This window comes from Streptomyces sp. NPDC111628 (genome assembly GCF_055635195.1).
Map to the genome: position 1 here is coordinate 194,448 of NZ_JBVKBZ010000002.1, position 23,280 is coordinate 217,727.

The following is a 23,280-nucleotide window of genomic DNA, read 5'->3' on the forward strand; positions in this document are numbered from 1 at the left end:
TTGTGGTCAGGTGGTACTCATATCGTCAACGATCACGAGCCCGGACGCATTCCTGACCGTGGAACTCACGCTGTGTAAAGGGCCTCGACCTCGGTGCCGTAGGCGTTCTCGATGGCCTTGCGCTTCAGCTTCAGCGAGGGGGTCAGCAGCCCGTGCTCCTCGGTGAACGGCTGGGCGAGGATGCGGAAGGTGCGGATCGACTCGGCCTGGGACACCAGCGTGTTGGCCGCGACGACCGCGCGCCGCACCTCCGTCTCCAGGTCGGCGTCGTGCACCAGGTCGGCCGGGGACATCTGCGGCTTGTTGCGCATCGTCAGCCAGTGCTCGACCGCCTCCTGGTCCAGCGTGATGAGGGCGGCGACGTAGGGGCGGTCGTTGCCGACGACGATGCACTGGTTGACCAGCGGATGGTCGCGCACCCGCTCCTCCAGCAGCCCCGGGGAGACGCTCTTGCCGCCGGAGGTCACCAGGATCTCCTTCTTGCGGCCGGTGATGGTGAGGTAGCCGTCCTCGTCCACGGCACCGAGGTCGCCGGTGGCCAGCCAGCCGTCGTGCAGGGTCTCGTCGGTGGCCTTGGGGTTGTTCAGGTAGCCCTCGAAGACGTTGTCGCCGTTGAGCCAGATCTCGCCGTCGTCCGCGATGTGCACGGTCATGCCCGGTATCGGCTGCCCGACGGTGCCGTAGCGGGTGCGCTCGGGCGGGTTGGCGGTGGCGGCCGCCGTGGACTCGGTCAGGCCGTAGCCCTCGTAGATCTGCACGCCGGCGCCCGCGAAGAACAGCCCGAGGCGCCGGTCCATCGCCGAGCCGCCCGACATGGCGTTGCGGATGCGCCCGCCCATCGCGGCCCGGACCTTGGAGTAGACGACCTTGTCGAAGAACTGGTGCTGCATCCGCAGGCCCGCCGACGGGCCGGGGCCGTCGCCCCAGGCCTTCGTCTCCACCGCCTCCGCGTACTTCACGGCCACGTCGACGGCCTTCTCGAAGGGACCGGCCTTCCCTTCCTTCTCGGCCTTGCGCCGGGCGGCGTTGAACACCTTCTCGAAGATGTACGGCACCGCCAGGATGAAGGTCGGTCTGAAGGCGGCCAGGTCGGGCAGCAGTGCCGCGGCGTTGAGCTGCGGCTGGTGGCCGAAGCGGACCCGGCCGCGGATCGCCGCGACCTCCACCATCCGCCCGAAGACGTGCGCGAGCGGCAGGAACAGCAGCGTCGCCGCCTCGTCGCCCCGCTTGGAGTGGAACACCGGCTCCCAGCGCGCGATGACGGTGTCCGCCTCGTACATGAAGTTGCCGTGCGTCAGCACACAGCCCTTGGGGCGGCCGGTCGTGCCCGAGGTGTAGATGACGGTGGCGACGGACTCCGGGGTGACCGCCTTGCGGTGCCGGTGGACCACCTCGTCGTCGAGGTGCGCGCCCGCGTCGTACAGCTCCTGCACGGCTCCGGAGTCCAGCTGCCACAGACCGCGCAGGTGCGGCAGCCGGTCGATGACGGTGGCGATCGTCATGGCGTGGTCCTCGTGCTCCACGACCGCGGCCGTCACCTCGGCGTCGTAGAGCATCCACATGCACTGCTCGGCCGAGGAGGTCGGGTAGATCGGCACCACCTGGGCGCCGATCGTCCACAGGGCGAAGTCGAACAGGGTCCACTCGTAGCGGGTGCGGGACATGATGGCGACCCGGTCGCCGAAGCGGATGCCCTGGGCCAGCAGCCCCTTGGCGAGGGCCAGCACCTCGTCGCGGAAGGCACCGGCGGTGACGTCCCGCCACTGCCCGGCCTCGTCCTTGCGGCCGAGTGCGATGTGCCGCGGATCCTCCTCGGCATGCGTGAAGACGACGTCGGCCAGACCGCCCACCGGTGGTGCCAACGCCAACGGAGGACTGGTGAACTCGCGCAAACCCCGCTCCCCGCTTTTCGATCCCCGCTTTTCGATGACGCCCCCGCACAGCGCGGTGAAAGCTACCCCACCCGACGCGTGGACGGGAGGGGCGCCAAAAGGGAGCAGGGCTCATGTTCGCGCTGGTCAGCGAGAGGAAATGCGCTCACATGGGGAAGGGTCGGACAGTTTCCTGACGGTTGAGTAAGGTTCGGTGCCCTAATCTCCACCGAATCTGTACGACCCGCTTACCGCCGGTACGGGGCTACCGGAGTGGTCCCCTCCTCTTTCAGCGCGGGCGGCGCTGAATTCGTCACACCCGCATTCCGGCCCCCGCGTTCGGCCCTGACCAGGACGAGCACCAGCACCCCGGCGACCGCCGCGACCGCGCCCGCGGCCACCGCGGCCGCGTTCAGCCCGGAGGCGAACGAGGCCCGCAGCGCGTGCTCGCCGAACACACCCCGCAGGGCGCCCGCCGCACCGCCCGCCAGACCGTGCGCCGCGTCGTGCGGAAGCGTGTCCTCCATGCGCGAGGTCAGCACCGTGCCGAACACGGCGATGCCCAGCGCGTACCCGAGCTGGCGGAAGGTGTTGACCGCACCCCCGGCCATTCCGGACCGCTCCGCCGGGACCGCGGCCAGCGCCGCGCCCGCGATGCCGGGCGACACCAGGCCCGTTCCGACGCCCACCAGGAGCAGCCCCGGCACCAGGGCGGACGCGCTGGAGCCCGCGTCCAGGAACGCCATGCAGAACTGCCCCGCCGCGATCAGCAGCAGCCCGCCCCCGATGGTCAGCCGCGCCGGCACCCCGTGCAGCAGCCGCCCGCCCGCCGCGGCCACCACGAACGACGCCAGCGAGAGCCACACGAACACCAGACCGCCCCGCACCGGGCTCATCCCCAGCATCGTCTGCAGCCATATGGAGGTGTACGCCATCACACCGAACGCCGCCGCGTTGAAGGCCAGCCCGCCCAGCATCACGCCCGAGAACGCGGGGCGCAGGAACAGCCGCGGGTCGAGCAGCGGATCGGCGACCCGGCGCTCCACGGCGACGAACGCGCCCAGCGCCACCGCCGCGAGCACGAAGGAGACGAGCGTGCCGCCCTCCGTCCATCCGTGCGACCCGGCCCGCACCGCCCCGTACGTCACCGCCCCGGCGAACGCCGCGAACGTGGCCGTACCCGCCCAGTCCACGCGGCGCCCGGCCGCCCCGCGCGACTCCGGCACCACGCGCAGCGTCAGCCAGACCGCCGCCACGCTCACCGGCAGGTTCACCCAGAAGATCCAGCGCCAGCCCGGACCGTCGGTGAGCAGCCCGCCCAGCACCGGGCCCACGGCCGCCGCCGCCCCGCTGACCGCGCCCCACACCCCGAGCGCCATCGACCGCCGGCGCCCCTGGTAGACCGAGCCGAGCAGCGGCAGCGTGGTGGCGAACATCGCCGCCGCGCCCAGCCCCTGCAGCCCGCGCGCGGCGACCAGCATGCCCGGCCCGGTCGCCAGCCCGCACAGCAGCGACGCCACCGCGAACAGCACCACGCCCGCCACGTGCACCCGGCGCCGTCCCAGGACGTCGGCCGCGGCTCCGAGCCCCAGCAGCAGCGCGGCCAGCGCCAGCGCGTAGCCGTCCATCACCCATTGCAGATCGCTCAGCGAGGCGTGCAGCCCCCGGGCCATGTCCGGCAGCGCGACGACCGCGATCGTCACGTCCAGCAACAGCATGAACGTCCCCAGGCACACCGCCGTGAGCGGTCCCCATGTACGCATGTTCCGTCTTCTCTCCCGTGTCGTATCTCTTTGCCTGCCTCCGTACGATGGTTCGCGCCCGGCCGATCGCACCGGTTCACGGCGCCCATCTGACGGAAGCCGACAGGAAAGGCCGCCATGCGGATGGAATCCGACTCCTTCGACGAACTCGACCTGGGGCTGCTCGACGCGCTGGAAGTGAACGGCCGCGCGTCCTTCAGCCGCATCGGGGCGGTACTCGGCGTCTCCGACCAGACCGTCGCCCGCCGATACCGCAGGCTGTGCGCCGAGGGCGGGCTGCGGGTGGTCGCCGTCCGGGACGCCCAGCGGCTCGGCCAGGACCACTGGACGCTGCGGCTGCGCTGCGTGCCGGACAGTTCCCCGGCCATCGCGGACGCCCTCGCGAAGCGGCCGGACACCAACTGGATCGGGGTGGCCAGCGGCGGCACGGAGGTCATCCTCGGAACCCGGCCGCGTAGCCCCGGCGCCCGCGACGACCTGCTCCTCGGCAAGTTGCCGCGCACACCGCGCGTGCTGGAGATCCACGCTCACCAGATGCTGCACCGCTTCTACGGCGGCCCGAGCGGCTGGCTCCGCAAGTTCGGCGTGCTCAGCGACGAGCAGGTGGCGGCCTTGCGGACCGAGCCGGATCCCGCCCGGCAGGGACCGGCCCGCATCGACCCCGAGGACGAGTCGTTGCTCGCCGTCCTGGAACGGGACGGCCGGGCCACCTACCCCGAACTCCAACGCGCCACCGGTCGCTCCGAGTCCGCCGTCAAGCGCCGCCTCGCCGCGCTGCTCGCCTCCGGTGCCGTCTACATCGACGTCGAGTACGACCCCGACATCCTCGGCTACCGCACCGACGCCGCCCTGTGGATCACCACCAGCCCCGCCGCCCTCCACCGGGTCGGTGAGGCCCTCGCCGCCCACGACGAGATCGCCCACGTGGCCGCGACGGCCGGGCCGTCCAACATCATCGCCACCGCCGTCGTCCGCAGCACCGCCGACCTCTACGCCTACCTGAGCGGACCGCTCGGCCACTTGGAGGGCGTCCAGCACCTGGAGGCGTCCCCGCTCCTGCGTCGCGTCAAGCGGTTGACGTATCAGAGGCCCGTGCGCTGAGGCCGGTGCAGCCGGTCGCCGCCCGCCAGGATCGCCGCCGCCAGCGCGTCGGCCGCGCCCTGCGCCGAGGGGCGGCGCCGGCCGTGCACCAGCACGAAGTCGACGCCGCCCAGCTCGGGCAGCCCGGCCCGGTCCGGCACCCGTACCAGCCCGGGCGGGACGAGACCGCGCGAGTGCGCCATCACGCCCAGGCCCGCGCGGGCGGCGGCGATCAGGCCGTTCAGGCTGCCGCTGGTGCACGCGACGTGCCACGCGCGGCCCTCCCGCTGCAGGGCGTCCAGGGCGAGCGCGCGGGTGATGCCGGGCGGCGGGTAGACGATGAGCGGCACCGGGCGGTCCGGTTCGAGGCGCAGCCGCTCCGCGCCGATCCACACCAGCCGGTCGCTCCACACCGGCTCGCCGCGCGGGTCCTCGGGCCGCCGCTTGGCGAGCACCAGGTCCAGCTTCCCGGCCGCCAGCCGCTCGTGCAGCGTGCCCGACAGCTCCACCGTCAGCTCCAGGTCGACCTCCGGGTGGTCGTGCCGGAAGGCCTCCAGGATCTCCGGCAGCCGGGTCAGCACGAAGTCCTCGGAGGCCCCGAACCGCAGCCGCCCGCGCAGCCGGGTGCCCGTGAAGAAGGCCGTCGCCTGCTCGTGCACCTCCAGGATCCGGCGCGCGAACCCGAGCATCGCCTCCCCGTCCTCGGTCAGCTCCACGGAGTGCGTGTCCCGGCTGAACAGCTGCCGCCCGGTGGCGTCCTCCAGCCGCCGCACGTGCTGGCTCACCGTCGACTGCCGCAGCCCGAGCCGCCGGGCGGCCTGCGTGAAGCTCAGCGTCTGGGCCACCGACAGGAACGTACGCAGGTGGGAGGGGTCGTACATGCCGCCAGCCTAGCGGTGGTCATCGCTGTTCATGATGACAGTCAGAGCGGTATGCCGGATTCCCGATCGCCGGACCGAGGAGCACGATGGAACGGGGACCCGTGACCCCTCGAACGAGCAGTACGAGCAAGCAGCGAGCAAGTGGAGCACCGTGAAACGCCTGCGTTGGCCGCGTTGGATGCCGATCGACCCGTACATCCTGCTGCTGCTCGGCACGGTGGGTCTCGCGGCGCTGCTGCCGGCCCGCGGCACGGGCGCGGACGTCGCCTCCGGCGCCTCCACCGGCGCGATCGCCTTCCTCTTCTTCCTCTACGGCGCCCGGCTCTCCACCCGTGAGGCGATGGACGGCGTACGGCACTGGCGGCTCCACGTCACCGTGCTGGCCTGTACCTTCGTCGTCTTCCCGCTGCTCGGCCTCGCGTCGCGCGGTCTGGTCCCGGTGCTCCTGACCGATCCCCTCTACCAGGGCCTGCTCTTCCTCACCCTGGTCCCGTCGACCATCCAGTCGTCGATAGCCTTCACCTCCATCGCCCGCGGCAACGTGCCCGCCGCCATCTGCGCCGGGTCCTTCTCCTCGCTGGTCGGCATCGTCGTCACACCACTGCTGGCCGCCGCCCTGCTGGGCAGCAGCGGGGGCGGGTTCTCCGCCGACTCGGTGGTGGAGATCGTGCTGCAACTGCTGGTGCCGTTCGTGGCCGGGCAGTTGCTGCGCCGGTGGATCGGTGGCTTCGTCGCCCGGCACAAGAAGGTGCTCGGGCTCGTCGACCGCGGCTCCATCCTCCTGGTCGTCTACACCGCGTTCAGCGAGGGCATGGTCCAGGGCATCTGGCACCAGGTGAGCCCGGCGCGACTGGCCGGGCTGCTGGCCGTTCAGGCGGTGCTCCTGGCCGTGATGCTGGCCCTGACCTGGTACGGGGCGAAGGGTCTCGGCTTCGGGCGCCAGGACCGCATCGCGATCCAGTTCGCCGGGTCCAAGAAGTCCCTCGCCGCCGGACTGCCCATGGCGAGCGTCCTGTTCGGCGCCCAGGCCTCGCTGGCGGTGCTGCCGCTGATGCTCTTCCACCAGATGCAGCTGATGGTGTGCGCGGTGATCGCCAAACGCCGGTCGCGCGACCCGGAGGCGCTCCCTGCCGATCGGGACGCCGCCCCGGTGCGTACCGCGGTCGGCACCGGCGGCCGTTCCGCCTGAGGCGTCCGCACCCGCGCGGTGCCGGTCAGCCGCCCGTGCCCGCCCCGGCCGCCCCGTCCACCCGGTCCAGGGGCAGATGCAGGACGGTGCTCGCCAGGGCGGCGGGCGGGGCACCCGCGGCGATCTCCGCGTCCGTCAGGGCCCGGTCCCACACCCGTACGTCGTCGACGGCGCCGGTGAAGCGGGCCCGGCCGTCCATCCGCTCACCGACGTGCACGCCGAAGGGCGAGTTCCGGCTGACCGAACCCGGCACGTCCGCCGTGTCCGCCGCCGCCGAACCGTCGAGGAACAGCGTGAGCCGGCCCCCACCGCGGCGCAGCGCCAGACGGTGCCACCGCCCGTCGTTGTGGGCCCCGTCGGTGCGCACCCACGCCGAGCGCGCCGCCGTCGCGCCGTCGCGCGTGGTGATCAGCCCCTGCACCCGCCCGGCGCCCGGCTCGGCACGCAGCCACACCTGGGGCTGCGTAGTGCCGACACCGCCCATCCACAGCAGCGGCTGCTCCCCGTCGGCCGCCGAGTACCGGAACCACAGCGACGCCGTGAAGTCCCCCGCGCCGAGCGCCAGCCGCTCGTCGTGGGGAAGTCGTACGGCGTCGTCCGCGCCGTCGAACGCGAGCGCGCCGCCCACCGCGCCGTCCGCGGTCGTCCCGGCGCCGCCGAGCACGGCCGCGGGCGCGGCACCGGGGGCGAGGTCGGGGGTGGTGGGGTCGGCGGGCCGGCGCGGCGCGAGCCAGTCCTCGGTGAAGCGGGCGAAGCGGATCTCGTCCCGGGCGTCGGACGCCCCGCCCTCGTACAGCAGGCCCACGGTGCCGTCGTCGACGGACACCAGGTCCGAGTAGCCCGACCAGTCCCGGGTGACGACCGTGCCGCGGTCCACGCCGTCCCAGGTCGCGCCGCCGTCCCAGGAGGAGCGGACCGTCATCGTCCGGCGGCGGTCGGGGTCGGCGGGCGCCGACAGCAGGAGGCGGTCGCCGAGGCGCAGCACCGCGCCCTGCACCTGCGGGGCGTACAGGTCGGGCAGGGCCCGGAAGGGCGCCGCGAAGCTGTCGCCGCCGTCCCGGCTGAGTGCCTGGGTGCGGTGGCCGAGGTCGGTGCCGTTCTCCTCCCGGCCGCTGACCAGGAGCGCACCGTCGGCGCGTTCGGTGAGGGTCAGCTCGGAGGGCTTCTGCCGGAAGGTGCCGTCGGCGGCGACGGGCCAGGTGTCGGTGGCGCCGGTCCTCCAGTGCTCGCCGCCGTCGTCGCTGACCACGAGGGCCGCGTGGTTGGCGGTGACCCTCCCCCAGCCTCCGGCCGGGGGGACCCCCATCTCGCTTCGCTCGCCGTCCCAGGTCTCGGCGTTGACGCCGACGACGAGCCGGCCGGGGTGGGCGCCGCCGGTGAGCTGGACGCCGTGCACGGGGCCGGTGGCGTACCAGGAGTTCCAGTCGGGCGGCAGGAGCTCGGGGCCCAGGTCGCGGGGCGCGGACCAGGTGCGGCCGTCGTCGTCGCTGTGCTGGAGGTACGGCGTGCGGGCGCAGGGCACCGCGCAGTTGGCGCCGTCCGTGCGGCCCGCGTTGTAGGTCTCCAGCAGCAGGACGCGGCCGGTCGCGCGGTCGACGACCGGGGCCGGGTTGCCGTGGGTGTCGCCGCCGCCGTCGTTGACGACCTGGAGCGGGCCCCACGTGCGTCCGCCGTCGGCGGAGCGTTTCAGGACGATGTCGATGTCACCGGCGTCCGCGCAGTCGAGGACGCGGCCCTCGGCGAAGGCCAGCAGCGTGCCGTCCGTCGTGCGCACGATCGCCGGGATGCGGAAGCAGGCGTATCCGCCGGGGTCGCGGGCCGCGTCGAAGAGCACCTGCTCCTCGAAACCGGCGGCTCGGTCGCCGGGTTGCGCGTGCGCGGGCAGAGGCGACAAGGCGAGCGTGCACGACGCGGCGAGCGCGAGCCAGAAGGGGTGGGGAGGTCGAGGCGGCATGGCGCGGTCTGCCCTTCGGGCGGCTGCGGCTGGGAGGTCGGCGAAGGTGGGGCATTTCGCCCGGACATCAGTACAAGACGGGTGCCGGGTTCGCCGGGACCGCGCCGCTGCCCGCGTGTCGGCTCCTCGGCGGAGAGCGTCCTTCCCGGGGTTGCCGCGCGACGTGACGGCCTCGTGCGCCTTCGCCGGCCGTGGCGACGGTTCGAGGCGGGGCCCCCGGGGCGCAGGGGGCGCTCCCCGCCCGGCAGGGGCCCCGCCGCCGTGCAGCGGGGAGGGGTGGGGTCAGCCCCGGGCGACCGCGGCCCGCAGGGCGACCCGGTCCTCACCCGCGTACACGTTCATGGAGCTGCCGCGCAGGAAGCCCACCAGCGTCAGCCCGGTCTCGGCGGCCAGGTCCACGGCCAGCGAGGACGGCGCCGACACCGCGGCCAGCACCGGGATGCCCGCCATCACGGCCTTCTGCGCCAGCTCGAAGGAGGCCCGGCCCGACACCAGCAGCACGGACCGGGACAGCGGCAGATCCCCGTTCTGCAGGGCGCGCCCGACCAGCTTGTCGACCGCGTTGTGCCGGCCCACGTCCTCCCGTACGTCCACCAGTTCGCCGTCCTCGGTGAACAGCGCCGCCGCGTGCAGCCCGCCGGTCCGGTCGAAGACCCGCTGGGACGCCCGCAGCCGGTCGGGCAGGTCGGCCAGCAGCTCCGGGGTGACACGGACCGGGGGAGTGTCGGCGATGGGCCAGCGGGCCGTCGTGCGCACCGCGTCCAGGCTCGCCTTGCCGCACAGCCCGCAGGACGAGGTGGTGTAGACGTTCCGCTCCAGCGTGATGTCGGGGATCCGCACGCCGGGAGCGGTCTTCACGTCGACCACGTTGTAGGTGTTGGAACCGTCGACCGTGGCGCCCGCGCAGTACACGATGTTCTGCAGGTCGCTCTGCTCGGCCAGCACGCCCTCGCTCACCAGGAAGCCCGCCGCCAGCGCGAAGTCGTCGCCGGGAGTGCGCATGGTGATGGCGAGGGGCTTGCCGTTGAGCCGGATCTCCAGCGGTTCCTCGGCGACGAGCGTGTCCGGGCGGGTGGAGACCGCTCCGTCCCTGATGCGGATGACCTTGCGTCGTTCCGTGACTCGTCCCATGTTCGTGCCCCTTGCGCCGGTCGGTGTGCCGGTCAGTCCCGGTTCTGTACGTGCTGGTAGCCGAAGCGGCCCTTGATGCACAGGTTGCCGTGGGTCACCGGATTGTCGTGCGGAGAGGTGACCTTCACGATCTCATTGTCCTGCACGTGGAGCGTGAGGTTGCAGCCCACACCGCAGTACGCGCACACCGTCGTCGTCTCGGTCTGCCGATCCTCGTCCCAGGTGCCCGCCGCCCGCATGTCGAACTCGGACTTGAAGGACAGGGCACCCGTGGGGCACACCTCGATGCAGTTGCCGCAGTACACGCACGCGGAATCGGTCAGCGGGCCGTCGTGCTCGACCGAGATCCGGGCGTCGAAGCCGCGGCCGGAGACGGAGATGGCGAAGCTGTTCTGCCACTGGTCGCCACAGGCGTCCACACACTTGTAGCAGAGGATGCACTTGCCGTAGTCGCGCACGTAGAGGTCGTTGTCGACGCGCGGTTCCTCGTCGACGCGGGCCGCGTCCGGGCCGAAGCGGTCGGGCTTCGCCTCGTACTCCTTGATCCACTGGGCGACCGAGGGGGTCGTGGAGAGATCGACCGAGGAGGCGAGGAGTTCGAGGACGACCTTGCGGCTGTGCCGGGCGCGCTCGGTGTCCGTGCGCACCACCATGCCCGGTTCCGCCCGGCGCGAGCACGCGGGGGCGAGGGTCCTGGCGCCCTCCACGTCCACCACGCAGACCCGGCAGGCGTTCTTCGGGGTGAGCGTGTCGCCCTCGCACAGGGTCGGGACGTCCTTCCCGGCGGCCCGGCAGGCGTCGAGGATCGTGGACCCTTCCGGGACCCGGGCCTCCTGCCCGTCGAGGGTGAACTCCACCAGGCGGCGCGGCACTCCGAGCGGTATCGCGGTCATTCGTACGCCCCCAGACGGTCGATGGCGGATTCCACGGCGTTCCACGCGGTCTGCCCCAGACCGCAGATCGAGGCGTCCCGCATCGCGCGGCCGACCTCGCGGAGCAGGGCGATGTCGTCGGCTGCCGCGGCGCCCGTGCGGTCGGCGATCCGGTGCAGGGCCTCCTCCTGGCGCACGGTGCCCACCCGGCACGGCACGCACTGACCGCACGACTCGTCGCGGAAGAACTCGGCGATCCGCAGGAGCAGGCGGGGAAGCGGGACCGTGTCGTCGAAGGCCATGACGACGCCGGAGCCCAGGGTCGTGCCCGCCTCGCGGGTGCCTTCGAAGGTGAGCGGGATGTCGAGTTCGTCCGGGCGGACGAAACCCCCGGCCGCGCCGCCGAGCAGGACCGCGCGGAGGTTGTCGCGGACCCCGGCGAGGGTGAGCAGTTCGCCGAGCGTGGCGCCGAAGGGGAGTTCGTAGACGCCGGGGCGGGCCACCGTGCCGGACACGCAGAACAGCTTGGGGCCGGTGGACGTCGGGGTGCCGATCGCGGCGTACGCCTGGGCCCCCATGGTGAGGATGGGGAGGACGTTGACCAGGGTCTCCACGTTGTTCTCGACCGTGGGTTTGCCGAACAGGCCCTTCTCGACCGGGAACGGCGGCTTGGAGCGGGGCTCGCCGCGGTGGCCCTCGATGGAGTTGAACAGGGCCGTCTCCTCGCCGCAGATGTACGCGCCGGCGCCGCGCCGGATCTCGATGTCGAAGGCGTAGCCCTGGCCGAGGACGTCGTCGCCGAGCAGGCCGCGGGTGCGGGCCTGCTCGATGGCGTGGGAGAGGCGGGCGAGGGCGCGGGGGTACTCGCCGCGGAGGTAGAGATGGCCCCGGTGGGCGCCGGTCGCGTAGGCCGCGATCGTCATGGCCTCGACCAGGGCGAACGGGTCGCCCTCCATCAGGACGCGGTCCTTGAAGGTGCCCGGTTCGGATTCGTCGGCGTTGCAGACGAGGTAGTGCGGGTGGTCGGGCTGGGCGGCCGTGGCCTGCCACTTGCGGCCGGTGGGGAAGGCGGCGCCGCCGCGGCCGACCAGGCCGGCGTCGGTGACCTCGCGGATGACGGCGGCGGGGCCGAGGGTGAAGGCGCGGCGGAGGGCGGTGTAGCCGCCGTGGGCGCGGTAGTCGTCCAGGGAGGTGGGGTCGGTGGTGCCGATGCGGTGGAGGAGGGTGAGGTTCGGGTCGCCGGCCTGGGGGACGGCGGTTTCGGGGGCGGGTTCGGTGGGGGCGGATTCGGGGGCGGTGGCCGCCGCGATCGCCCTGTCGGGGGTTGCGGGGGCGCATATCGCCGTCGCGTGGAGGGTGTTTCGCCCCCGCCGCCCCTTCCCATTCCCGTCCCCGGGGGCTGCCGCCCCCGGACCCCCGCTTTCGGCCTGGACGGCCTCGTCCTCAAACGCCGGACGGGCTGATTGGCCCGCCCGGATCGTCAAAGTTGCCGGGGCCCGTTCGCACAGGCCCAGGCAGGGAGATCGCTCGACCTTCACGCCGCTCTCCGGGCCCAGGCGCGTCTCCACGGCCGCGCACAACTCACTCGCACCCGCCGCCGTGCACGCCAGGTCGGTGCAGACGTGCAGGACGGTGGCCGGGCGGGGGCGGACGGAGAACATGGCGTAGAAGGTGGCCACGCCGTAGGCCTCGGCCGGCGGGACGGTCAGGCGGCGGCACACGTAGTCCAGGGCGCCCTCGCTGATCCAGCCGACGCGGTCGTTGAGCGCGTGCAGGGCCGGGAGGAGCTGGTCGCGGCGGTCCCGGGCCTCACGGCCGCCGCGTGCCCACCTGAGGTCGGCGTCGGAGCGGTCCGCGCCCTCCCAGGAGGACTCGGGCGGGCCGAGCAGGGCGTCCACGGCCGCGCGCTCCTCGTCCGTGGGTTTGCTGTCACCGAAGCGCAGGTCCACTGGCGCTCACCTTCTCGATCCGGATCGCCGAGGCCTTGAACTCCGCCGTCCCGGCGATGGGACAGTTCGCCTCGATGGTCAGCTGGTTGGTGTCCACCTCGTCGGGAAAGTGGAAGCTCATGAAGGCCAGTCCGGGGCGCAGCGCCGTGTCGACCCAGACGGGCGCGAGGAGTGAACCGCGCCGGGAGGTGACCCGGACCTCCTCGCCGACCACCACCCCGTAGCGCTCGGCGTCCTCCGGGCAGAGCTCGACGGACTCGCCGCGGCGCAGCGGGGAGGCGTAACCGCCGCTCTGCACCCCCGTGTTGTAGGAGTCGAGGCGGCGCCCCGTGGTCAGCCGGATCGGGTACTGCTCGTCGGTGAGGTCCACGGGCGGGTCGTGCCGGACGATGCCGAAGGGGGCGAGACGGCCACGGGCGGCCGGGTCCTGGGCCCACAGCCTGCCGTGCAGGTACGTCGGTTCCAGCTCCTCCGTGCTCGGGCACGGCCACTGGATGCCCTGGTGCTCCTCCAGCCGGGCGTAGGTCATGCCGTGGTGGTCGGGGGAGAGGGAACGCAGCTCGTTCCAGACCGCCTCCGCGTCGGCGTACTTCCAGTCGTGGCCCAGGCGGGCGGCGAGGTCGCAGAGGATGTCGATGTCCTCGCGGGCCTCTCCGGGCGGGGTCACCGCCCTGCGGACGCGTTGTACGCGTCGCTCGCTGTTGGTGGTGGTGCCCTCCGTCTCGGCCCAGCCCGCCGTGGCCGGGAGGATCACGTCGGCCAGTTCCGCGGTCTTGGTGAGGAAGATGTCCTGGACCACCAGGAAGTCCAGGGCGCGCAGGCGGCGTACCGCCTGTTCGGCGTCCGCCTCCGACTGGGCCGGGTTCTCGCCGATGCAGTAGACGGCGCGGAGCGTGCCCTCCTCCATCGACTCGAACATCTCCGTCAGGGTGAGGCCGTGGTGCGGCTCGACCACCGTGTCCCAGGCCGTCTCGAACTTCCGGCGGACCTCGGGGTCGAGGACGTCCTGGAAGCCGGGGAGACGATTGGGGATGGCGCCCATGTCGCCGCCGCCCTGCACGTTGTTCTGGCCGCGCAGGGGCTGCAGGCCGGAGCCGTAGCGGCCGACGTGGCCGGTGAGCAGGGAGAGGTTGATCAGGGCGCGGACGTTGTCCGTGCCGTTGTGGTGCTCGGTGATGCCGAGGGTCCAGCACAGCTGGGCCCGCTCGGCACGGGCGTAGGCGTGCGCCAGCTCGCGGATGGCGGCGGCCGGTACGCCGGTCACCTTCTCGGCGAGGGAGAGGGTCCAGGGCTCGACCAGGGCCCGGTAGTCGTCGTAGCCCGTCGTCGCGCGTTCGATGAACGCCTCGTTGGCCAGGCCCGCGTGGATGATCTCCCGGCCGACCGCGTGCGCCAGCGGGATGTCCGTGCCGACGTTCGGGCCGAGCCAGCCCTCCGCCCACTCGGCGGTGGAGGTGCGGCGCGGGTCCACCGCGTACATGCGGGCGCCGCCCCGTATGCCCTTCAGCACGTGCTGGAAGAAGATCGGGTGCGCGAAGCGGGCGTTGGAGCCCCACATCACGATGACGTCCGTGTGCTCGATCTCCTCGTAGGAGGAGGTGCCGCCGCCCGAGCCGAAGGCGGCCGACAGGCCCGCGACGCTCGGTGCGTGACAGGTGCGGTTGCAGGAGTCGACGTTGTGGGTGCCCATGACCACCCGGGCGAACTTCTGGGCCACGTAGTTCATCTCGTTGGTCGCCCGCGCGCAGGAGAACATCCCGAACGCGCCGCGCGCCGCCGTCAGGCCCCGGGCCGTGCGGTCCAGGGCCTCCTCCCAGGTCGCCCTGCGCAACGGCGCCTCGCGCGAGTCCCGGACCAGGGGGTGGGTGAGTCGGGTGTAGGTCTTGGGGGTTCGGTCGCGTTTCCTCATGCGGCGCTCCTCAGCGCGAGCAGGTCGGACAGGGCGTGCACGGTGCGCAGGGTGGGCACCGGGACCCCGGTGATCTCCGCCAGCTCGACGACGGCCGCGAGCAGGACGTCGAGTTCGAGCGGCTTGCCGCGCTCCAGGTCCTGGAGCGTGGAGGTGCGGTGGTCGCCGACCCTCTCGGCGCCCGCGAGCCGGCGTTCGATGGAGACGCCGACCTCGCAGCCGAGGGCCGCGGCGACCGCCAGCGTCTCGGTCATCATGGTCTCGATGACCTCGCGGGTGCCGCCGTGCAGGCACATCTGCCGCATGGTGGCCCGGACCAGGGCGCTGATCGGGTTGAAGGAGATGTTGCCCAGCAGCTTCAGCCAGATGTCGCCCCGCAGGTCCGGCTCGACCGGGCACTTCAGGCCGCCCGACCGCATCGCCTCGCTGAGCGCCGTGCACCGCGGCGATACCTCCCGGCCGGGCTCGCCGATCGAGAACCGGGTGCCTTCCACATGGCGTACGACGCCGGGCTGTTCCAGTTCGGTGGCCGCGTACACGACGCAGCCGATGGCCCGTTCGGGCGCGAGCACCGCACTGACCGCGCCGGCCGGGTCGACACTTTCGAGGCGGCGCCCGTCGTACGGGCCGCCGTGCCGGTGGAAGTACCACCAGGGGATGCCGTTCTGCGCGGCCACGACCGCCGTGGCCGGGTGCAGCAGCGGCTCGATCAGCGGCCCGCACGCCGCATACGAGTGGGCCTTCAGACCGAGGAACACGTAGTCGACCGGGCCGACTTCGGCCGGGTCGTCGGTGGCGTGCGGATGCGCGGTGAAGTCGCCGCGCGGGCTGCGCACCCGTACTCCGTACTGCCTCATGGCCGCCAGATGCGGTCCACGGGCGATGAGATGCACGTCGGCGCCCGCACGGTGGAGCGCGGCGCCGACGTAGGCGCCGATCGCCCCGGCGCCGAGGACTGCGACTTTCATGGCGGGGGAGCTCCGTTCGGTCGAGGGATACCGAGGAGGAACTGAGAAGTGTCTGTCGACGAAATATTGTCTACAGTATGGAGGTTGGGGCGGCAAGGCTTTGTGCAGCACTGGTGGTGGTCTGTAGTCGAGTGATCGGCTTCTGTAGTTGTCCGCTCAACAGTCTTCTCAAGCGCTTTCCGGATGCCTACGGTTGGGGACCCATGAGTCCCCCCGTCGCACCCCCGGGCTGGAGCCGCTGGCTCGTTCCCCCGGCCGCTCTCTCGGTCCACCTCTCCATCGGCCAGGCCTACGCCTGGTCCGTGTTCAAACCGCCCCTGGAGTCCGCGCTCGGCCTCAGCGGCACGCAGAGCGCGCTGCCCTTCCAGCTCGGCATCGTCATGCTCGGGCTCTCGGCCGCGTTCGGCGGCACGCTCGTGGAGCGCCACGGGCCGCGCTGGGCGATGACCGTCGCCCTGATCTGCTTCTCGTCCGGCTTCCTGCTCTCCGCGCTCGGCGCGGCGGTGGAGCAGTACTGGCTGATCGTCCTCGGCTACGGCTTCGTCGGCGGCATCGGCCTGGGCATCGGCTACATCTCGCCCGTCTCGACGCTGATCAAGTGGTTCCCGGACCGGCCGGGCATGGCCACCGGCATCGCCATCATGGGCTTCGGCGGCGGCGCCCTCATCGCCTCGCCCTGGTCGGCGCAGATGCTGAAGTCCTTCGGCACCGACAGCTCGGGGATCGCCCTCGCCTTCCTCGTCCACGGACTGACCTACGCCGTCTTCATGCTGCTCGGCGTGCTGCTGGTGCGGGTGCCGCGGCCCAAGGCGCGGACGGACGGCCGGCCCGCCCCGCTCGAAGGGGTCCAGGTCTCGGCGCGTTCGGCCATGCGCACCCCGCAGTTCTGGCTGCTGTGGCTCGTGCTCTGCCTGAACGTCACGGCCGGCATCGGCATCCTGGAGAAGGCCGCGCCGATGATCACGGACTTCTTCGCCGACACCTCCACACCGGTGTCGGTGACCGCCGCCGCCGGGTTCGTGGCCCTGCTGTCGGCGGCCAACATGGCGGGCCGGTTCGGCTGGTCCTCCACCTCCGACCTGATCGGGCGCAAGAACATCTATCGCGTCTACCTCGGTGTCGGCGCGCTGATGTACACGCTGATCGCACTGTTCGGCGACTCCTCCAAGCCGCTGTTCGTCCTGTGCGCCCTGGTCGTCGTGTCCTTCTACGGCGGCGGCTTCGCCACGGCCCCCGCCTACCTCAAGGACCTCTTCGGCACCTACCAGGTCGGGGCGATCCACGGGCGGCTGCTCACCGCCTGGTCGCTGGCCGGTGTCCTCGGGCCGCTGATCGTGAACTGGATCGCCGACCATCAGGAGGAGGCGGGGCGGCACGGCTCGGCCCTGTACGGCACCTCGTTCCTCATCATGATCGGGCTGCTGGTCGTCGGCTTCGTCGCCAACGAACTCGTCCGACCCGTCCACGCCCGGCACCACGAACCCGCCACCCCGACGCAGCAGGAGGGCAACGATGTCACCCGACCGCAGCCAGAGTCCGCCTGACGCCACCGGGACGCCCGACCGGCGGCCGCTGATCGCCTTCACCTGGCTCTGGGTGGGCGCGCCGCTCGCCTACGGTCTCTACGAACTCGTGCGGAAGGCGACCCAGCTCTTCACCGGGTGAGGGCGCGGGCCGGTGACCGGGGACGGCCCGGGGCGGCTGAGGATGCTGACCGAAGCCGACAAGCCGGGCGCCGGAATCCTGTCGTATCACCTGCCGTCGTACCCGTCGGTCACTGATCACACTGGTGGATCCCGTACCCCGAGGCAGCGAGGACTCCACCCATGCACCAAGGCTCCCGCATCACCGCCGTCGGCCACTACCAGCCCGCCCGGATCCTCACCAACGAGGACCTGGCGGGCATGGTCGACACCAGTGACGAGTGGATCAGGAGCCGGGTGGGCATTCGTACGCGCCGGATCGCCGGACCCGACGAGCCGGTCGACGAGCTGGCCGGCCACGCCGCCGCGAAGGCGCTCGCGGCGGCCGGGCTGACCCCCGCCGACGTGGACCTGGTCGTGGTCGCCACCTCCACCGCGATCGACCGCTCCCCGAACACCGCAGCCCGCGTCGCGGCCCGCCTCGGCATCCCCGGCCCGGCCGCGCTGGACCTCAACGTCGTGTGCGCGGGCTTCACCCACGCCCTGGCCACCGCCGACCACGCCGTACGGGCCGGTTCCGCGAGCCGGGCGCTGGTCGTCGGCGCGGACAAGATGTCCGAGGTCGTCGACTGGACCGACCGCAGCACCTGTGTGCTGGTCGGGGACGGGGCGGGGGCCGCCGTCGTCGAGGCCTGCGCACCGGGCGAGGAGGCGGGGATCGGGCCCGTGCTGTGGGGGTCGGTGCCCGAGATGGGCAACGCGGTCCGCATCGAGGGGACGCCGCCGCGGTTCGCACAGGAGGGACAGAGCGTGTACCGCTGGGCGACCACCCGGCTGCCCGCCATCGCGCGCCAGGCCTGCGAGCGGTCCGGTCTCGAGCCGGCCGACCTCGCCGCGGTCGTCCTGCACCAGGCCAACCTGCGCATCATCGAACCCCTCGCCGCGAAGATCGGCGCCGTCAACGCCGTGGTCGCCCGCGACGTCGTCGAGTCCGGCAACACCTCCGCGGCGAGCATCCCGCTCGCCCTGTCCAAGCTCGTGGAGCGGGGCGAGATCACCACCGGCGACCCGGTGCTGCTCTTCGGCTTCGGCGGCAACCTCTCCTACGCCGGACAGGTCGTCCGCTGCCCCTGAACGTCCCGGACCGTCCCCCGATGTGACGTGGCCTACACCCACGGCGTCCCGGCCCGGGCGCGCCGTAGACTGTAGACGAAAGACAATCAATACTTCGCGTACTGGTTGTGTTCCGGCCGTCGAGGGGGGACCGATGTTGTCCGCAGGACTGCCGCAGGGCGCGGTGCCCAGGCTCGAACGGCCCGGCCCGCTGCGGGACCGTGTCTACGAGGCGCTGCTCGAACTCATCACCACCCGGGCCCTCCAGCCCGGCCAGCACCTCGTCGAGAGCGAACTCGCCGGTCACCTCGGGGTGTCGAGGCAGCCGGTGCGCGAGGCGCTGCAGCGGCTCAACACCGAGGGCTGGGTCGATCTGCGCCCCGCGCAGGGCGCGTTCGTGCACGAGCCGACGGAGGAGGAGGCGGACCAGCTCCTGACGGTGCGTACGCTCCTGGAGGCCGAGGCGGCCCGGCTCGCCGCGGCCAACGCCTCCAGCGCCGGCATCGCGGCCCTGGAGGCGCTGTGCGAGGAGGGGGAGCGGGCCGTCGCCGCCGAGGACGTGGACGCCGCCGTCGCCTGCAACGCCCGATTCCACAACAAGGTCATGGAGTTGGCGGGCAACGCCGTCCTCGCCGAACTCGCGGCGCAGGTCGACCGCCGGGTCCGCTGGTACTACACGCCGGTCGCCCGCCAGCGCGGCCGTCAGTCCTGGATCGAGCACCGCGGGCTGATCGCCGCCGTCACCGAACGGGACGAGCAGGCGGCGACCCGGCTGATGCGCGAGCACACCGAGCACACCCGCCGCTCGTACCACGCCCGCGGAGAATCGTAAGGTCACAGCCCGTTCGCAGCGGGTTCACCGGCCGTCCGGCGCATGCGCCGGACGGCCTCGTCGTGTCCGGGGCCGTCCCGTGCCGCACCCTTCTTTGTCCACTCAGTGGAGAAAGTTCGCAGCAATTCATGCGTGACTTCTTCCCACACCCGGCGCCCACTGCTACGTTCCCTCCGAAAGCAAGCCACGCCGGCACGTCACGGGCGTGGCCGGAAACCGGCGGACCCAAGGCCGATCGAGGCGGGGAGGGGCTCGTGAGACGCATGACCGCACGACCCGCTAACGCCCACCAAGCGCGACTGCTCCAGCTGTTGCGCGACGGAGGGCCCAACTCCCGTGCCCAGCTGGGCGACCAGGTCGACCTCTCCAGGTCCAAGCTGGCCGTCGAGGTGGACCGGCTCCTGGAGACCGGTCTCGTCGTGGCCGACGGACTCGCCGCCTCGCGCGGCGGGCGCCGCAGCCACAACGTCCGCCTCAACCCCGAACTCCGTTTCCTCGGAGTCGACATCGGCGCGACCTCGGTCGACGTCGCCGTCACCAACGCCGAGCTGGAGATCCTCGGGCACATCAACCAGCCACTGGACGTGCGCGAGGGCCCGGTCGCGGTCTTCGAGCAGGTCCTCGCCATGGCCGCGAAGCTGCGCGCCTCCGGGCTCGCGGAGGGCTTCGACGGCGCCGGCATCGGCGTCCCGGGGCCGGTCCGCTTCCCCGAGGGCGTGCCGGTGGCTCCGCCGATCATGCCGGGCTGGGACGGCTTCCCCGTACGGGAGGCGCTCAGCCAGGAGCTCGGCTGCCCCGTCATGGTCGACAACGACGTGAACCTGATGGCGCTGGGGGAGCAGCACGCGGGCGTCGCCCGCACCCAGCACGACTTCCTGGTCGTCAAGATCGGTACCGGCATCGGCTGCGGCATCGTCGTCGGCGGGGAGGTCTACCGCGGTACGACCGGCAGCGCGGGCGACATCGGGCACATCCAGGCCGTGCCCGACGGACGCCAGTGCGCCTGCGGCAACCGGGGCTGCCTGGAGGCCCACTTCAGCGGCGCGGCCCTGGCCCGCGACGCCACGGAGGCCGCCGAGCAGGGGCAGTCGGTCGAGCTGGCGAACCGGCTGGAGGCGAACGGGGGCCTCAGCGCCGCCGACGTCGCCGCCGCGGCGGCCGCGGGCGACGCCACCGCACTGGACCTGATCAGGGAGGGCGGCCGCAGCACCGGCCAGGTCATCGCCGGCCTGGTCAGCTTCTTCAACCCGGGCCTGGTGGTGATCGGCGGCGGGGTGACCGGCCTCGGCCACAACCTGCTCGCCGCGATCCGCACCCAGGTCTACCGCCAGTCGCTGCCCCTGGCGACCGGCAACCTGCCCATCGTTCTGGGGGAGTTGGGCCCCACCGCCGGAGTCATCGGCGCGGCCCGGCTGATCAGCGACCACCTGTTCTCACCCGCGTAGCCACCGTTCGGCTCCCGAGCTTCACCCAGCACGGCGCTCTGCCCCGCTATGCCCTGCTCCCTACCGCACCACACGCCCCGCACCACCACGCCCTGCTCTGCTCTGCCCTGACACCGGCCCGCACGCCCGCCGAGGGGACCTCACATGGCACCAGAACCACCGCTGCTCAGCATGTCCGGCATCACCAAGTCGTTCCCCGGAGTCCGGGCCCTCGACGGCGTCGACCTCGACGTCCAGGCCGGCGAGGTGCACTGCCTCCTCGGCCAGAACGGCGCCGGGAAGTCCACCCTCATCAAGGTGCTGGCCGGCGCCCACCAGCCCGACACCGGCACCATCCGCTGGCGCGGCGAGGAGGTCACCCTGCGCTCGCCCATCGCGGCCATGCGTCTGGGCATCGCCACCATCTACCAGGAACTCGACCTGGTCGAGCACCTGTCGGTCGCCGAGAACGTCCACCTCGGCCACGAGCCGACCGCCGCCGGCTTCGTCGTACGGGGCAGGGCGGCCAAGGCGTCGACGGCCGCGCTGCTCAAGCGGCTCGGGCACCCCGAGGTCGACCCGGGGCGGCTGGTCGGCGACCTGTCGGCGGCGCAGCAGCAGATCGTGTCGATGGCACGGGCGCTGTCGCACGACGTACGGCTGATCGTCATGGACGAGCCGTCCGCCGCGCTCGACCCGGACGAGGTCGACAACCTCTTCCGCATCGTCGCCGACCTCACCGCCGACGGAGTCGCCGTCGTCTACATCTCGCACCGCCTGGAGGAGATCCGCCGCATCGGCGACCGGGTCACCGTCCTCAAGGACGGCCGCGCGGTGGCCGGCGGGCTGCCCGCCGAGTCGACGCCGACCAGCGAGGTGGTGGCGCTGATGACCGGCCGCAACGTCGAGTACGTCTTCCCGGACCGGCCCACCGCACCGCCCGCCGGCGCACCCGTGCTGAGCGTCGAAGGACTGTCCCGGGAGGGGGAGTTCGAGCGGCTCGACCTGGAGGTGCGCCCCGGCGAGATCGTCGGCCTCGCCGGACTGGTCGGCTCCGGCCGCTCCGAGATCCTGGAGACGGTCTACGGCGCCCGGAAGGCGAGCACCGGCCAGGTCCTCGTCGACGGGCGGCCGCTCAGGCCCGGCAGCGTGCGGGCCGCGGTCCGCGCCGGGCTGGGTCTCGCCCCCGAGGAACGCAAGGCCCAGGCCCTGCTGATGCTGGAGTCCGTCACCCGCAACGTGTCGGTCTCCGCCATGTCCCGCTTCTCGCGCGGCGGCTGGATCGACCGCGGCGCCGAACTCGGCGCCGCCCACAAGGCGACCCGCGAGCTGTCGCTGCGGCCCGACAACCCCGCCGTGCCCGTGCGCACCCTGTCCGGCGGCAACCAGCAGAAGGCGGTCCTCGCCCGCTGGCTGCTGCGCGGCTGCCGGGTCCTGCTGCTCGACGAACCCACCCGCGGCGTCGACGTCGGCGCCCGCGCCGAGCTGTACGCCGTCATCCGGCGCCTCGCCGACGAGGGCCTCGCCGTCCTGCTGGTCTCCAGCGAGGTGCCCGAGGTGCTGGGCCTCGCCGACCGCGTACTGGTGCTGCGCGAGGGCCGCGTCGTGCACGAGGCCCCCGCCCGCGAACTCGACGAACACCGCGTACTCGACCTCGTGATGGAAGGAAGCCCGGCGTCATGACGCAGCACGTGTCCCCGCCACGGGGCGGCACCGACAAGGCGGCACCGGTGGAAGGGCCGCCCGCCTGGCGGGTCCGGGTGGGCCGCGCCGACGTCCGCACCCTCACCCTGCTCGGCGTGCTCGCCGCCCTGGTCCTCATCGGCGGCATCACCCAGCCCGACGCGTTCCTCGACACCCGCAACCTGCAACTGGTGCTCACCCAGGCGTCCGTGATCGGCGTCGTCACCGTCGGCATGACCTTCGTCATGGTCTCCGGCGGCATCGACCTGTCCGTCGGCGCCATCGTCGCCCTCGCCTCGGTGTGGGCGACCACGGTCGCCACCCAGGAGTACGGGTTCGTCGGCATCCTCTTCACCGCGATCGTGGTGGGACTGGGCTGCGGACTGGTCAACGGGGTGCTCATCGCGTTCGGCCAGATGGTGCCCTTCATCGCCACCCTCGCCATGCTGGCCTCGGCGCGCGGCTTCGCGGAGCAGATCACCGACGGCCGCACCCAGGTCGTCACGGTCTCCAGTGTCCTGGACCTCGGCGAGCGGGACGCCTACGTCCTCGGCATCCCGCCGCTGGTCCTGGTGTTCGCGGCGGTCACCGTCATCGGCTGGCTGGTACTCAACCGGACCACTTTCGGCCGCCGCACCGTCGCCGTCGGCGGCAACGCGGAGGCCGCCCGGCTGGCCGGCATCGACGTCCGTCGCCAGCGGCTCTATCTCTACCTGCTCTCCGGGCTGTGCTGCGGCATCGCCGCCTTCCTGCTGGTGGTCCTGGCCGGCTCCGGCCAGAACACCAACGGCAACCTCTACGAACTCGACGCCATCGCCGCCGCGATCATCGGCGGCACGCTGTTGACCGGCGGCCGGGGCCACATTCTCGGCTCCGTGCTCGGTGTCCTGATCTTCACCACGATCACCAACATCTTCGCCCTGAACAACCTGCAGAGCGACGTCCAGCAGATCGCCAAGGGCGCGATCATCGTCGCCGCCGTGCTGGTCCAGCGCCGTACCGCAAGCACGCATTGAGG

The 23,280-nt window shown here is 72.5% G+C and carries 18 protein-coding genes; 9 read left to right on the forward strand and 9 right to left on the reverse strand.

What is annotated here, in order from left to right:
- Positions 1 to 65: 65 nt before the first annotated feature.
- A complete protein-coding gene (locus ACZ7MF_RS08885) occupies positions 66 to 1,892 on the reverse strand; it encodes an AMP-dependent synthetase/ligase (protein WP_471475398.1) in 1,827 nt (608 codons plus the stop codon).
- Between the two features lie 227 nt (positions 1,893 to 2,119).
- The gene (locus ACZ7MF_RS08890; protein ID WP_471475400.1) at positions 2,120 to 3,634 is read right to left on the reverse strand and encodes an MFS transporter; all 1,515 of its coding nucleotides are present in this window, start codon (positions 3,632 to 3,634) and stop codon (positions 2,120 to 2,122) included.
- Positions 3,635 to 3,751: 117 nt separating this feature from the next.
- Here ACZ7MF_RS08890 and ACZ7MF_RS08895 point away from each other — a divergent pair, with 117 nt between their 5' ends.
- On the forward strand, positions 3,752 to 4,735 hold the full coding sequence (locus ACZ7MF_RS08895) for an Lrp/AsnC family transcriptional regulator (RefSeq protein ID WP_471475401.1): 984 nt from the start codon (positions 3,752 to 3,754) through the stop codon (positions 4,733 to 4,735).
- Here the strand turns inward: ACZ7MF_RS08895 and ACZ7MF_RS08900 are convergent.
- A complete protein-coding gene (locus ACZ7MF_RS08900; RefSeq protein ID WP_471475402.1) occupies positions 4,717 to 5,595 on the reverse strand; it encodes a LysR substrate-binding domain-containing protein in 879 nt (292 codons plus the stop codon). The genes ACZ7MF_RS08895 and ACZ7MF_RS08900 overlap by 19 nt on opposite strands.
- Positions 5,596 to 5,746: 151 nt before the next feature.
- Here ACZ7MF_RS08900 and ACZ7MF_RS08905 point away from each other — a divergent pair, with 151 nt between their 5' ends.
- Positions 5,747 to 6,784, forward strand: coding sequence for a bile acid:sodium symporter family protein (locus ACZ7MF_RS08905; protein ID WP_471475404.1), 1,038 nt, complete (start codon positions 5,747 to 5,749; stop codon positions 6,782 to 6,784).
- A 25-nt stretch (positions 6,785 to 6,809) separates the two neighbouring features.
- Here the strand turns inward: ACZ7MF_RS08905 and ACZ7MF_RS08910 are convergent, their stop codons facing one another.
- From ACZ7MF_RS08910 to ACZ7MF_RS08935, 6 genes are all read right to left on the reverse strand, one after another.
- Positions 6,810 to 8,738 (reverse strand): exo-alpha-sialidase, encoded by a 1,929-nt coding sequence (locus ACZ7MF_RS08910; protein WP_471475405.1) that lies wholly within the window; start codon positions 8,736 to 8,738, stop codon positions 6,810 to 6,812.
- 282 nt (positions 8,739 to 9,020) lie between these two features.
- Complete coding sequence (gene fdhD, locus ACZ7MF_RS08915) at positions 9,021 to 9,869, reverse strand: formate dehydrogenase accessory sulfurtransferase FdhD (protein ID WP_356861752.1); 849 nt, start codon at positions 9,867 to 9,869, stop codon at positions 9,021 to 9,023.
- Positions 9,870 to 9,901: 32 nt separating this feature from the next.
- On the reverse strand, positions 9,902 to 10,762 hold the full coding sequence (locus ACZ7MF_RS08920; protein WP_471475406.1) for a 2Fe-2S iron-sulfur cluster-binding protein: 861 nt from the start codon (positions 10,760 to 10,762) through the stop codon (positions 9,902 to 9,904).
- Complete coding sequence (locus ACZ7MF_RS08925) at positions 10,759 to 12,690, reverse strand: NAD(P)H-dependent oxidoreductase subunit E (RefSeq protein WP_471475408.1); 1,932 nt, start codon at positions 12,688 to 12,690, stop codon at positions 10,759 to 10,761. Before ACZ7MF_RS08925 ends, ACZ7MF_RS08920 begins: the two co-directional genes overlap by 4 nt.
- Entirely contained in the window at positions 12,671 to 14,599 is a 1,929-nt protein-coding gene (locus ACZ7MF_RS08930; protein ID WP_471475409.1) for a molybdopterin oxidoreductase family protein, read from the reverse strand. The genes ACZ7MF_RS08925 and ACZ7MF_RS08930 overlap by 20 nt, the downstream gene beginning before the upstream one ends.
- Positions 14,596 to 15,567 (reverse strand): 2-dehydropantoate 2-reductase, encoded by a 972-nt coding sequence (locus tag ACZ7MF_RS08935; protein WP_471475410.1) that lies wholly within the window; start codon positions 15,565 to 15,567, stop codon positions 14,596 to 14,598. Before ACZ7MF_RS08935 ends, ACZ7MF_RS08930 begins: the two co-directional genes overlap by 4 nt.
- 203 nt (positions 15,568 to 15,770) lie before the next feature.
- On the opposite strand from ACZ7MF_RS08935, the gene ACZ7MF_RS08940 reads away from it, so the two are divergent.
- From ACZ7MF_RS08940 to ACZ7MF_RS08970, 7 genes are all read left to right on the forward strand, one after another.
- Positions 15,771 to 17,111 carry an OFA family MFS transporter gene (locus ACZ7MF_RS08940; protein ID WP_471475412.1) on the forward strand — a complete coding sequence of 447 codons (1,341 nt, stop codon included), beginning with the start codon at positions 15,771 to 15,773 and terminating at the stop codon, positions 17,109 to 17,111.
- Positions 17,080 to 17,232 (forward strand): MFS transporter small subunit, encoded by a 153-nt coding sequence (locus ACZ7MF_RS08945; protein WP_016327776.1) that lies wholly within the window; start codon positions 17,080 to 17,082, stop codon positions 17,230 to 17,232. The genes ACZ7MF_RS08940 and ACZ7MF_RS08945 overlap by 32 nt, the downstream gene beginning before the upstream one ends.
- A gap of 161 nt (positions 17,233 to 17,393) precedes the next feature.
- Positions 17,394 to 18,344, forward strand: a complete 951-nt coding sequence (locus ACZ7MF_RS08950; RefSeq protein WP_471475413.1) for a beta-ketoacyl-ACP synthase III — start codon at positions 17,394 to 17,396, stop codon at positions 18,342 to 18,344.
- Positions 18,345 to 18,477: 133 nt separating this feature from the next.
- Positions 18,478 to 19,155: a GntR family transcriptional regulator gene (locus tag ACZ7MF_RS08955; RefSeq protein WP_471475414.1), complete on the forward strand. Its 678-nt coding sequence runs from the start codon at positions 18,478 to 18,480 to the stop codon at positions 19,153 to 19,155.
- A 263-nt stretch (positions 19,156 to 19,418) separates the two neighbouring features.
- Positions 19,419 to 20,600, forward strand: coding sequence for an ROK family transcriptional regulator (locus ACZ7MF_RS08960; RefSeq protein ID WP_356861767.1), 1,182 nt, complete (start codon positions 19,419 to 19,421; stop codon positions 20,598 to 20,600).
- Positions 20,601 to 20,744: 144 nt separating this feature from the next.
- Entirely contained in the window at positions 20,745 to 22,262 is a 1,518-nt protein-coding gene (locus ACZ7MF_RS08965) for a sugar ABC transporter ATP-binding protein (RefSeq protein ID WP_471475416.1), read from the forward strand.
- Entirely contained in the window at positions 22,259 to 23,278 is a 1,020-nt protein-coding gene (locus ACZ7MF_RS08970) for an ABC transporter permease (protein ID WP_356861772.1), read from the forward strand. Before ACZ7MF_RS08965 ends, ACZ7MF_RS08970 begins: the two co-directional genes overlap by 4 nt.
- The last annotated feature ends 2 nt before the right edge of the window (positions 23,279 to 23,280 follow it).